10 protein-coding genes are annotated in these 12717 nt (G+C 50.0%); 3 read left to right on the forward strand and 7 right to left on the reverse strand.

Going from position 1 to position 12717, the window contains the following annotated elements; all coding sequences use genetic code 11:
• Positions 1-34 precede the first annotated feature (34 nt).
• Positions 35-1318, forward strand: a complete 1284-nt coding sequence (gene ectB, locus AB1656_04515) for a diaminobutyrate--2-oxoglutarate transaminase (protein ID MEW6234628.1) — start codon at positions 35-37, stop codon at positions 1316-1318.
• A gap of 39 nt (positions 1319-1357) precedes the next feature.
• On the opposite strand, the gene AB1656_04520 is transcribed toward ectB, so the two are convergent.
• Both AB1656_04520 and AB1656_04525 read right to left on the reverse strand, forming a co-directional pair.
• Positions 1358-2305, reverse strand: a complete 948-nt coding sequence (locus AB1656_04520; protein MEW6234629.1) for an NAD-dependent epimerase/dehydratase family protein — start codon at positions 2303-2305, stop codon at positions 1358-1360.
• 322 nt (positions 2306-2627) lie between these two features.
• Positions 2628-4073: a hypothetical protein gene (locus AB1656_04525; protein MEW6234630.1), complete on the reverse strand. Its 1446-nt coding sequence runs from the start codon at positions 4071-4073 to the stop codon at positions 2628-2630.
• A gap of 427 nt (positions 4074-4500) precedes the next feature.
• Between AB1656_04525 and AB1656_04530 the strand changes: the two genes are divergently transcribed.
• Together AB1656_04530 and AB1656_04535 are read left to right on the forward strand one after the other, a co-directional pair.
• Positions 4501-4788, forward strand: coding sequence for a hypothetical protein (locus AB1656_04530; protein MEW6234631.1), 288 nt, complete (start codon positions 4501-4503; stop codon positions 4786-4788).
• A gap of 231 nt (positions 4789-5019) precedes the next feature.
• Positions 5020-5691: a hypothetical protein gene (locus tag AB1656_04535; protein ID MEW6234632.1), complete on the forward strand. Its 672-nt coding sequence runs from the start codon at positions 5020-5022 to the stop codon at positions 5689-5691.
• A 29-nt stretch (positions 5692-5720) separates the two neighbouring features.
• Here AB1656_04535 and AB1656_04540 read toward each other — a convergent pair whose 3' ends face one another.
• The 5 genes from AB1656_04540 to AB1656_04560 form a co-directional block, all read right to left on the reverse strand.
• Complete coding sequence (locus AB1656_04540) at positions 5721-6071, reverse strand: DUF1232 domain-containing protein (GenBank protein MEW6234633.1); 351 nt, start codon at positions 6069-6071, stop codon at positions 5721-5723.
• Between the two features lie 244 nt (positions 6072-6315).
• Positions 6316-6723, reverse strand: a complete 408-nt coding sequence (locus AB1656_04545; protein ID MEW6234634.1) for a hypothetical protein — start codon at positions 6721-6723, stop codon at positions 6316-6318.
• On the reverse strand, positions 6705-7085 hold the full coding sequence (locus tag AB1656_04550; protein MEW6234635.1) for a hypothetical protein: 381 nt from the start codon (positions 7083-7085) through the stop codon (positions 6705-6707). The genes AB1656_04545 and AB1656_04550 overlap by 19 nt, the downstream gene beginning before the upstream one ends.
• A 512-nt stretch (positions 7086-7597) precedes the next feature.
• Complete coding sequence (locus tag AB1656_04555) at positions 7598-9067, reverse strand: DUF4434 domain-containing protein (GenBank protein MEW6234636.1); 1470 nt, start codon at positions 9065-9067, stop codon at positions 7598-7600.
• 432 nt (positions 9068-9499) lie between these two features.
• On the reverse strand, positions 9500-12523 hold the full coding sequence (locus tag AB1656_04560; protein ID MEW6234637.1) for an FG-GAP-like repeat-containing protein: 3024 nt from the start codon (positions 12521-12523) through the stop codon (positions 9500-9502).
• Between the last annotated feature and the right edge of the window lie 194 nt (positions 12524-12717).

A 12717-nucleotide genomic window follows, 5' to 3' on the forward strand; every position in this document is an offset into this window, starting at 1 on the left:
TCAATTTTACAATAACCTCAAAGGGAAACACAATATGACGAATATTTTTCAGCGTAGAGAATCCGAAGTACGCTCCTACTGCCGTTCCTTTCCCGTTGTCTTCGAGAGAGCCAAAGATTCGTTCCTCTACGACGCTGCGGGACGAGCTTATCTCGATTTTTTCTGCGGGGCGGGAACCATGAACTACGGCCATAATCCCGACGAGATGAAGAAGGCGCTGATCGAATACCTGCAAAACGACGGCGTCATTCATAGCCTGGATATGATGACGGCGGCTAAGAAAACTTTTCTGGAACGCTTCGAATCCATCATCCTGCAGCCGCGCGGCCTGGATTTCAAAATCCAATTCGTCGCCCCCTCCGGCGCCAACGCCATCGAAGCGGCTTTGAAACTATCCCGCGCCGTGAAAAACCGCTCTAACGTCATCGCCTTCACGAATAGTTATCACGGCCTCAGCGCCGGAGCCTTATCGGTTACTAGCAATTCCTTCTACCGCCGCGAAGCCTATATCCAACGTTCCAACGCGGTCTTTATGCCCTATGACGGTTATTTCGGACCAGATATCGATACGATCGAATATCTGCGCAAATATTTGGAAGATGAAAGCAGCGGCCTTGACCGGCCAGCGGCGGTTGTCATAGAAACGACGCAAGCCGAAGGCGGAGTACGTTCGGCCAGCGATCGATGGCTGCAACAATTGCAATGGCTTTGCCGCGAATTCGATATGCTCATGATCGTGGATGACGTTCAGGTCGGTAATGGCCGCGCCGGAACCTTCTTCAGTTTCGAACGCGCCGGAATCCAGCCGGATATGGTTGCCATGTCCAAAGCCATCGGCGGCTGCGGCCTTCCCCTCTCGATTCTATTGCTCAAGCCTGAATTGGATCAGTGGAAGCCGGGTGAGCATACTGGCACCTTCCGGGGAAATAACCTTGCATTTGTGGCCGCCTCGGAAGCGCTGCGTTACTGGGAAACCAACGACTTTTCCCAAACTATCGCCCATAAATCCCAAATTATGGCGGATCGATTGAACCAAATCAAAACGAAATACCCCCAATTGGATATCCAGATTCGTGGAGTGGGTATGATCTACGGCATGGAGATTCCCAATCCCGAAATCAGCCAGGCCGCCGCCAGCGAGGCTTTCAATCAAGGCTTGATCGTGGAATTATGCGGCGTGAAGCATAACGTTATCAAATTCCTGCCGCCATTGACTATCAAGGAAAATTACTTGACGCTTGGATTGGATATTATTGATAAAAGCCTGCAATCCGTTTTGTCGAAGATATCGGTGGCCGCCATCGGCGATTTCCTATGAACGCGATGTTTTTAGACGGCGAAGCAACAACAGAAGTTTTCAAGTACGGCGTTTTTCTTCTTCGAATTGACGGCTCCAGGCGACAGACTTGGGGATGCCCTCGCTGAGAGTCGTATGCGGGTGGTAGCCGAGAAGTTTTTCCGCTTTTGAGATGTCGGCGATATAACGGGTTACTTCACCGGGTTGGGTGGGAGTGAAGGAGATTTTAGGATCGACGCCGACGGCTTTTCCGATAAACCGAGCCAGGTCTTCCAAACTACTACCATCGCCATAAGCTAGGTTAATCGTTTGATTTACGACTTCCTTGCTCAGAAGTTTTTTAATCCCCAAACAAATACCATCCACGCAATCGTCGATATAGGTGAAATCGAGGATTTTCTCTTTGCCGTGGATGACGATGGGCAATTCCTGCGAGATGCGTTTGATAAAAAGCGGCGTCACCCGCTCCATGCGCTCCAAATCGTTGTCGTAGCGCCCATAGACGTTACTAAAACGAAAGACGATGTAGGGCAAGCCGTAGCATTGGGAATAGGAATAGATAAACGCCTCGCCCGCGATTTTACTGGCGGAATAGGGGCTTTCGGCGACGACGAAATCGGCGCAGGATTCGTTGGTTTTTTGGCGGTGGATGTCGCCGTAAACCTCGCGCGAACTGCCGAAGATAATCGGGATTTCCGCCAGCCGGGCGCTCTCGGCGGCGTGAAAGGTCATAGTTACGTTTTCCAAGGCGCGCGAGGGTTCGCGCACTAGTTCGAAGACCTTGGCGTAAGCGGCGAGATGGACAATCAACTCGATCTGAAAGCCTTTGATGAGTTCCAACATGCGCCCAACGCAATCGCTTGTGAGGTCTACAAGACGGGTTGGAATTTTTTGCGTCCAATCGTTGGGACGAAAATCGACGCCCAACACGTTATGCCCTTCATTCAACAACCGCAATCCCAGATTAGTTCCAATCTGTCCGCTCGATCCGGTAATAAGTATATTCAATGTTTTGCAACCGATCCTATTCGTTGTCCTATCGGCTTACGCGCCGTCAAATACCGCCCTTCGGCGTAAAAAAGAATCTTGGTCGCATATAGTACGAACGTCAAGAAGCATGGAATCTAAAACAGCGATTAGTGGTTAGTAACCAATAGTAATTTTGGTAGGGCTCGCTTCGCTCGACCCACCCTACGATTTACTACGATTTACGAGGTGTTTTAGTAAAGAATTAAAAAAAACAAGCTTTATCTATTTTGTAAGAACCGCTTGGGATAGAAATAAAGAAGGCCGGCGGGGCCGGCCTTCTTTGAAAGGATTTTCATAGAAATTACTGGGATGCTCGGTTTTCCGGGTTCATGCCGATTTCCTGGCCGGACGGCGGCGCTTTGGGCTGAGCGGACGTATCGCTAATGGATGATACCCCCGATCCTTTTTCGTCCGTCTTGAGAATGGCGATGGCGCCGGTGAGGGATTTGAGGCTTTCGTTCATGGAATCCAGCTGCTGATCCACCTGCTCGGCCATGCCGCTGAATTGCTGGAAAACCTCCTCCAGCTGTTTGACTTGATCGGGATCGCTGGTCCCAGCGAGATAAGCGCGGGCGCGATCCCGTGCGGCCTCGAATTGGCGCGTCATCTCCGAACGGGCGCCGCTCAAGCGTTCGGCGAGGGAATCAAGGCCGGAAGCGAGAGTTTTGAATTCCTTGCTATCCTTAAGAGGAACGGCGGCGGATTTCGCGGATTCCTTCTTGATGTTCTCCAATACGGTGGAGAGATTTACCATTGATTCGTTCAACTGCTTCAAACCTTTGCAGGTCTCGTCCTTTACGCCCGCTACGTCCGATTTCAATTCGCTCTTGGTTCCTTCCACGCCCTCGCTGGTGAGGAAGAGTGTTTTCATCATGGATTCGTTGGCGGCGCCGACAGTCTGCTTAAGGTCGGCGAATTTATCCTGAAGCGCGGCGAGAGTCTCCTTGACGCCCTGTTCCAGGACGCCGGTTTTATCGCCCAAGGCGGCTAATTGCTCCTCATTCGTTTTACGCCAACCGGGCATGAGGTTATTCAATTGATCTAGCGAGGTTTGCGCGCTTGCGATGTTATGTTGAGAGTCTTTAACCAGATTGGCAAGAGAGGCGAGTGCGGCAAGATTGTCGGTTTGGTTTTTGTTCGATAATTCTACTAAATCCTTAAGCGAAATGGTGGAAGTCTCGATTTTCGAGAGTATTACCGTCTGCGATTCGTTTAAATTGCCTTTGAGATTATCGATAGCGTCCGTGAATTGTTTGGAAGCGTTCTCCTGGTTTTGAGCGAGAAGCGCGGTAAGTTCGTTTTGAGAATTCTTGAAGGAGTCGCGGAGGGAAGCCGATAAGCCATCGCTGTTTTCGGCGAGAGATTGAGTTGTTTTGGCGAAATATTCGTCTTCTTTTTGGTTCAAATCCAGAATGCCTTTAGCAAGTACGGATGATTTCTCGTTCAGATTGGCAAGTACTTTTTCTTGTAAGCTAGTCAAACTGCGGTCAAGACTGCTTTTATTGTTTTCCAGGGAACTTGCGATAGGCCTGGCCTCCGCCGCGATAGCTTTTTGGGTTTCGGCGGCGAGGTTTTTCTCCATTCCATCCAAGCGGTAGTCCACATAGGCGGCCATGCCAACCCAGGAACCGACGATCGTAACCAAACCGGCGACCACTAAACTAGCGGACGACCGGTTTTCCGGCCCTTGGGGGGATGCGATTGAAGACCCCCGAGGCGGGTGCGTAGTGTTTTGAAGGTTTGACATCTTTGCATCTCCTTTAGATAAGAGGCGATTTATTTAAAATGTTCCGTCCGATCCCTCAACCGCCAATTCATAAAATAACGGCGTAATGGCGATTGCCTTGGGCCAGGGACGGCGATTCGGAAACAGTTCAACGGAACGCAAAGTACAAACCAACGGTTTTCGCCGTTCGTTCCGAAAGAAAACTATTCCGCATCGCCTGAGATGATATGGTCCTGGCGATAATTCGTCCCTGAATTATTTCTCAGGTGGAATTCTTGGCGTTGTCCGCGTTCCACGCGGATTATCCCTCAACCCAAGAATCGATCCTTGATGAGGACGCCGATGCGCCGCCGCGTCCGTCCCAATCATGAAAACGGCGCTACTGGCGCATAAGCGCTGACAAGAGGCATGATGGGGAAAGAACGCATCCCCAATAAGCAAGACTCGAATGGATGAAGCCTATCGGCCGGAAACAACAGGACCGCCGCCGAGCGATCCCTATCGCGGGAGGACTGACAACAACGCGATGCTGGGATTCGATTTGCCATCGCAATCCATAAACAGAATCTATTGGATAAACAAATCTAAAACCAGCGCCATCGCGTTGGGAGTTCTCTTCGATTCGGGATTCGCCGGCCGGCGCATCGCTATCCTTTCGCGCCGGTATCGCTCCCCCTTGGAGCCGCACCGTACGATTCCCTCAACCCCGTTTCGAACAAGAGAAAAGGCGGCATAGAAGCAAGCCGCTTTTTCGATACGATGCTCCGTCCGTTTTTCATCGTACGGAAGTATAATGACAATAGGATCGACGCCTGTCAATCAGAAATAAGAAATATTTGCAAAAACTTTGCGCACCTAAGCGGTTTTTCGTTTTCAACCGCCGCGCCGATTGACTGAAATCGCATCCGAGTGTGAAATCAGTGGATGCGCCTCATACTGTTTTACGCAACGAATGGAGGTTCGATACATGGGCAGCGCCATCGATTTATTGCGCAAGCGAGTCAAGAGAGAAGGCCAAGTTCCGATAAGCCTGGATATCGATTACGCTGTAATCTTCAGTTCGCTTCAGGGCAATCTGCCAATCAACAATCAGGCCAAAGGAACGATCGGCGATATACCCGTGGAATTGCAATTCGAACATTCCATCGTTCCCAATACAATGGGTTCTTTTCCCATTAATACGTTATTGACTGGAATGATCGGAGACGATCCCGTGCGGGCGAAAATGACTTATAAGATCGTTTTTTCGACCATTGCGGGCAATATCCCCGTCAACACCGGCATATCTTGGAAACACGAGGGTAAAGAATACTTTTTGACAATGCCTTATACGCTGGTTCCTGCGGCGGCGCGCGGCGGCGGCGCGGGGTCGGGAGGTTCGACCGGAAGGAAAGCCAAAAGAGTATTCACTCCCAAATTTTCCCGTGGAAAAATGATCCAGGTGGACGAGGTGATATCCGGCAGCGGCGGACCATCTCAGGAAGCGGGACGCCCGATTTGCAAGGGGATTTTTGGCATGATCGACGATATCGAAGTGAATCTGCAATTCGATTATACCTATTACATCAACACCAGCAGCGGCCGCAACCCCATCAATATCCGCGCCAAAGGCTATCTGGCCCCCGCGTCGCCTCAATAAATCGAATAAATTATTATCGTTTAACGCCCTCATGCGCGCGGCCTTCTTGCGCTGAGGGCGTCAACGTGTTCTTGGACGATTTCCGGCGGCGTATCCATCACCAATTTGCGGAAAGACCAGATCAACAGAACTACGTCGTCTACCCGGCCAAAAAGAAGAGAAGGAAAATCTTTAATAAGATCGAAAGGCAGAAAAAAATAGGCGATGGCGAAATAGCAAAACAATTTCAGATGAAGCGGCACTCGCGGATCGTTCAACAAACGGGAAAATAGCCGGATAAAATTTGGAAGATGATAAATAAATGTAAGAATCGCCGCCGGAGAAAAATGGCCTATCGTCTCCATGAAGCGCGAGAAAAGGAAAGGATTTCTGCTATTCATGGTTATATCTAACCGTGAAAATCGCTGTAATCAACCCGCAATCGAAATGAGAGATGAATGATGAGCCCCCCTACCGAGGAAAGGTTCTCGGCGATTGCAGGAAGAAAAGCCCTGCCGCCTCGCCGCTGAAACGGCTATTCTCGTTTACCCCTTTTAAAGGGGCATTTGAAAATAGCCCAGATTTTCAAGGCTATCAATTATGCGCAAAAATTTTACGAAGAATGTCGGGAGGATCAAAGGCTTCCTAGATTAATGGTCCATAAAGAGAAGCGGCGTTAAAAATCGTCAAGACCTGAACCAATCCTCTTATTAGGATAGTAGGCCCGATGGGATCGTTTTTCCGCCCAAGCCAGCCGCCGAATTTGGCGATCAAGGCAAGTAACCGCCACCGAAGATCGATTTCGGGATTGTGAAGGTCGTGAGAAGCCCGTTTGAGATTCTGATAGCTTTCCTCGTCGAGATATCCCCCGGAAGGCAGATTCAGATCGGCCATGAGATGATGAAGCATCATGGCGGCCGCCGTGAGCACCACGAGTAATTTCGCGGTTTTGGCGGCGTTGGAGAATCGTTGTTTTTCGACCCGGTAGCCGCTCTTAAGAAGTTTTTTAAAAATCTTCGATTTTCCAACGCAATTCATACAGGCGTCCGACATACGTCAATTGTTCCCATGTCTCGACCGGCAAGGTCGTGAACAAAACCCAACAAAACGCTTCCTTCCCTGGAGGCGGATTCGTTTCCCGAATGACAACCAGATGGACCTCGATCCCATCGCCGATCCGTCTTGGCGTTTTGATGGGAGAAATCCAGAACGCTGACATCGTGCGCCACCATCACATCGGATTGAGGAGGCAGGATGTCGCAAACCATTTGCGCCCGAATTGTTCGCAAGTCGCGAATGGAAATCCGATCATTGTCCGCGAATCGGTAGAGGGAAATGAGATCGGGCCAGGGATGATCGCCTTGACCCGCCGCTTGGGGCCTGATCTTTACCCACAAGTCGAGGGGATTACTCAAGGGCAAAAACAACCTTGCCCTAGGCGCCCCATTAATCAAGGGCGGAAGGAGGTTTCATTTTTTACGTTTCCGAATCAGGAAAACACGAAAGGGCGCGAATACCACGAAAATTTCGAATCGCAGATTTCACGGACGAGTCGGATTCTATGGAGTTAACATGCGTTTTTCTCCCCCAGCCTTGAAAGGCTATTATCAAATGCCCCTTGAAAGGGGCAAACGGTAATAGCCGTTTCAACGGCGGGTTCATGGAGGGGATTCCACTTTCGTGTTTTTCTTTTTCATTTCGTGTTTTCGCGATTCAAATGACGATGATAAGATATTCTTGTAACTTCCCATTGCGCGTAACATGAGTTATAAATAATAACAAATCCTACCCGACATAGTACGGGATTTAAATGTGGAATGTAGTGGGGTAAAGCAGGCGTCTCGCCTGCAACAACAAGGCAGGCGAGACGCCTGCTTTACCCGCTTGCAAAAAAAACGATGTCGAGTAACTTAGTTCGTATTTAGTATTATGGCTTTGTCTCAGTGAGCTGATGTTGAGGCAGCCATTGCTCATCCAAATATTTTTTATAATCCTCGTATAATTTCACCGTATCCGGCCCGCCCGGCTTCAGAGACGCCCACTGCGCATTCATCAATCCAGGATATTGAAAACAAAGGATTTTTTCGAAATTCGGGAAACGGACCAGGTCGCTTACGAGTCCATCGATGGGACGAGGATACAAATCGTTCTCCGGCCCGAAGAGAAATACTTCCATATCCATCCACAAATGCGCTCCCGCTTCGTCGCAAAGCGTTTGCAGCCATTGCGCCGCTTCTTCGCCCGAAACGTCATTCTCCGGCATACGGTGGAAGCCGAAGGGACAAACAATATCGCAGTATTTCAACAACTCGCACCAAGTTTTTTCTCCGCTTTTCATGGAATGGCAATTCGGCGCCAGCATGATGGGTTTTTCAGGCGCGAATCGTTGCACATATTCACGGAATCCTTTAAAAAACTGAACGATCTCTTCGCGATAGCGCTGAACGTCTTCCGGCTTGTTCGAAGAAAAAGGCGCAAGCGAACCCGCCGCTTCTTCGGAAATATACCATCCGTAGAAAGAAGAATGATGGCCGTATCTTTGCCATAATTCCTCCGCCGTCCGCTTATGCCATTCCAGCGAAGCGGGCGTGAAATCGAACCAGGCGTACATTCCAACGCCTAAAAAGACGAACATGCCTCGCATGTCGGCTTCCGACAAAATCGCATCGATCGGATCCTTGGCCGCCATCTCCATGCGTCCGGGATAAAGTTGCGAGGGATAAAACGCCAAACCTTTATATCCATTCTTTTCGATTTGGTGCTTCCCATGATATTCCTGGTGGCGGAGGGTCTCTTCGATCACAACGATATTCATCTCGATCTCGTTCATGGCGCGCATCAGTTCCCGCCAATCCCCGTCTTTCATCTTTCGGATTTCCGGATTCCAACGTTTGCCTTCCTGTTCGCTCCAATGAACGATTCCCGACCAGGCGCCGTCGATTTTTCTCACAGAGCGAATAGGGGAAGGCAAAATTTCGATAGTCGTCGAAGCGCATTGTACGCCGCCGTTCATCTTGAGAGTCAGTATCAAATCATGACGTCCCGCCCGTCCGGCGGCGGGACAGCGAAAATAGACTCCTGCGCAAGATTTCGGCGCAACGGTTCCCTCCGCCTTTTGCAGAAGGCGATCGGAATCGATCTTGTCAAAGTAGAGTTCCGCTTGCCACGCCGTGGATTCCTCTGCGGCGTTATCGAATCCTCCGCGGACATCCAGGACGATTTGATCCGTAATGGGGGATGGCGGAATAACCGTAAGCCTGACTTCCGGCGAGGCAGAGTAGACGGATGGCGTCTTGTTTTCTGTCTCTGCGCAATAAGACGCTGATGGGATCGCTAATAATGATGTGATGGAGCAACATAACAAAAAAAGGCGAGGAAGGATCGATCCACTAAACATGCTTCTTCTCCCTTCAACAATCCACGAAATTTTTAATCACGGATTTTACGGATAATTTGGATTCTATGGAGTTACCATGCGTTTTCCCTCCCAGCATTGAAGGGCTGGAGTTATCCCGCACCGGGGCGAGATTGTATACTTTCAAAAAGTTATTCACAGGTACGCGCCGCTTTAAATATTCACAATAATAATATTTATTGGATTTCTTTCCTTTTTCTCACTTTTGAATTATAGGGCTATTACCAAATGCCCCTTTAAAGGGGCAAACGACACTAACCCGCCGCTACAACGGCGGGTTGACTTTCAATTCTTTTCGTGCTTTTTCATTTTTATTTCGTGTTTTCGTGATTCAATACAACGCGTAAATCATTCCTCTTTTTTCATCGTGCGTAACATGAGTTATTCATTCAACCTGCTTTGAAGCGCCCTCGTTCAATACAAAGACCAATCCCCAACCGCCGCGCCGCCATCGGACAAGTAAACGGCCGCTCTATCTCGCTCGCTTCCAATCACGGCGAATTCGGGACGCCCGTCGCCATTTAAATCCCCGGCGTCTATAGTCACGGGTTGGGCGACGGTCTCCATCGATACAGGCGCATCCAAGGATTTCGCATAATAAATGGAAACCGTATTGGCCTTTTCCTCCACAGTTAAAATATCGTCCCGTCCGTCCCCATCCATATCTTTCATCAATACGAATACCGGCTTTTCCCCCGTGGCCAGGCTTTGGCGTTGATTCAAGCCATAGGCGCCGCCGCTGAGGAAGAGCGTTAGCGTATTATCCCCGCTATTGGCGATAACGGCGTCTGAGAATCCATCGCCATCCATATCTCCGACGGCGCAAGAGACGGGGTCCTTACCCGCCTTTTTGTTATAAACGGGAAAAAGAAATCCGCCCGGCAAAACTTGGTAAAGATTGATCGTCGACGATCCCTTGGTAAGGATCAATACTTCCATCCGCCCGTCTTTATCCATATCGAAGATCGCCGTATCGACGGTATTTCTTCCCACGCCAAGAATGACGCCGTCTTCATACGTCCCGTCTTCTTTGCCTGGAAAGATGCTCAGGTTCCCATCGAACTCGCCCAGCGTTACGATGTCAGGAATCCCATCACCCGTATAATCGACGAGGAACGAGCGCAGGATCACGTCCCACAAATCCAACCGCGCCGCCTCCATGAACCCATCCGCCGCGGAATAATCCACTAACGTCAATTGAAAGTCGATGTCCAAGGAAACCGCCAATCTCGCCCTCGCTTCTCGCAGAAGCGGCAAGATGGTGCGCGGCCGCGCCAATCCGCCGAGACGATCCTTTACTTGCATTTCATTTTCGTCCTGGATTTTCAGCATGACGAGTTCGTTGCCCTCGCCCGAAATCAGGAACAATTCTTCTCGCCCGTCTCCATCCGCATCTGCGAAGGCCAGGTCCTGCAAATCGATCCCCGCTTCGGTAACGTCCCTTCTTGTGAACCGGTCCGCCGAGGGCGGCGGCGTAGGAACGGCGGTTGACGTCGCCGCGGGAGGGGGAGTAAACGTCGCTGTCGGCGACAAAGTTGGAGTAAGAGACGGTGTTGCGGTAAACGTTGGCGTCGGCGTTGGAGTCAATGTATTAGTAGGAGTGAAAGAAGGAGTCGGCGTATCAGTCGCTTTAGTAGTAGGCGTTCGCGTGCGGGTTGCAGATGGCGTGAAAGTATATGTCGGCGCAAGCCGAGGCGTATTCGTAGAGGCGGGACTAGGCGTATCCGATGGCGTAGGCGAAAAGGTGTTAGTCGGGGCAGGAGTTTTTGTCGGCGTCGGCGTGAATGTCGCTGTAGAAGTAAATGTCGGCGTGGGCGAATACGTTGCCGTCGCCGTTGGCGTTGCCGTATATGTCCATGTCGCCGCAGGCGAGAATGTCGGCGTAGGCGTCAGTGTATAGGTCGATGTTACTGTTGGTGTAAACGTCGGCGATGACGTCGGCGTATAGGTCGATGTTACTGTTGGCGTGAATGTCGGCGAAGGCGTCCAGGTATGCGTCGATGTTGCTGTGGGTGTAAACGTCGGCGAAGGCGTCCAGGTATGCGTCGATGTTGCTGTGGGTGTAAACGTCGGAGCAGGCGTCCAGGTTGGCGTAATCGTCGCCGTTGGCGATGGCGTGAAGGTCGGCGTCATGGTCGGCGTCGGAGTCGGGGTAGCGGGGATAAATCGCGGTTCTTGCAATAATATGGCGATCTTATTCCCCATATTGGGAAGTTGAGACGTTTCCAAAGCCAGAAGATCGTTCAGCCCGTCTTGATTGATATCTTCCCATTGCAATGAACTAGGAATGATATTAATGGGAAAAAAGGGCGGATATTCCTGCACAAAACCTTTATCGCCGATTCTGAACAATTTCACTCCCATAATCGTTTGTTCTATAAATGAAACAAAAATTCCATTTCCGTTTCCCGTAAGTCCCGAGACATATTTCATCGCCCACGAATAAACGCCTTCCCGGTCGTCGACGGAAACAAAAAGAAAGGGGGATTTCTGGGTGCAATAATAAAGCGTAACGGGATTGGAGCTATAATAGGATGTATTATTATTATCAAGGACTACAACCGAGTCCAAACCTCCAACCGCCGATTCGATGGTCGCCAGCAAATAGGGCGATGACGATGAAAAATAACTTTGGTAATCGAATCCAACGCCGTTCCCTTGATAAAAAAACGTTCCCTTTTTAGGACTGGCGGAAGAAGAAAGCAACGCCAGATCGAGCATTCCATCGAGATTGAAATCCTCCAAATAAACTTTGCCTGCGTAATTGGAATTGAACATCAGCTCAATGGGCGTATATTGGCGGTTCCCCTCGTTCCGCAAGAAAAACAACCGGCTGCCGCCGATACTATAATCGTAACGGTTGAATAGGATATCGATATCTCCGTCCCCATCGATATCTCCCAAGTCGAAGGCAGGATTGGGCGGCGTCGCGGATTCCATTGAAAAAACGACGGATGGAATGAAGGATTGCGGCTCCAATTCTCCCGCCGTCCGATAGAAAATATGAACGGATTGGCGCACTAAATCGACGCGCGTCGATACGGCGATATCTAATAGGCCGTCACCGTCCATATCCATAATGCGCAATTGTTCCGGAGAGGGCGCCGATAATCCAAAATGAGTTGGATTCGAATCGTCGAGATTGAAGTCCTTAAGAACCTTGATAATTCCTTTATCCCTCGAGCTGACGACGATTTCCTTGCCGCCGTTTCCATCCAAATCGGCGACGGCAAAATCGGACGCTTTATCGATATCCGGTATAGTAATCGCACGGACAGATAGAAAATACGGTCCGTTGGGATCGAGTACGTAACCCGGAGGGATTTCGATTTGCGCATCCAAGCGAGCGGGATGCGACAAGAATAGGAAAATGAGGAATAGAAACGTTCTTCTCCACAACATCGCTGCATCTCGCCAACCATAAATGACGGTTGGCATTTGACCTTCCGCCCTCCGCCGAACATATCCCATACTGCTTCGCGCGGAACCAATATTCTATTCTTCGCTCTGGGAATTCGAGAAAGAGTATATCTCAATCTTGCATTCTCCTCCAACGAATTTTTTTCTTCTTTATCGCCGCCGAGACATCCTAATGAATGGACGATAAAATCGTGATACAATAATAAAATTCT

It is taken from the genome of Candidatus Omnitrophota bacterium (assembly GCA_040755155.1).
Taxonomy (GTDB): domain Bacteria; phylum Hinthialibacterota; class Hinthialibacteria; order Hinthialibacterales; family Hinthialibacteraceae; genus JBFMBP01.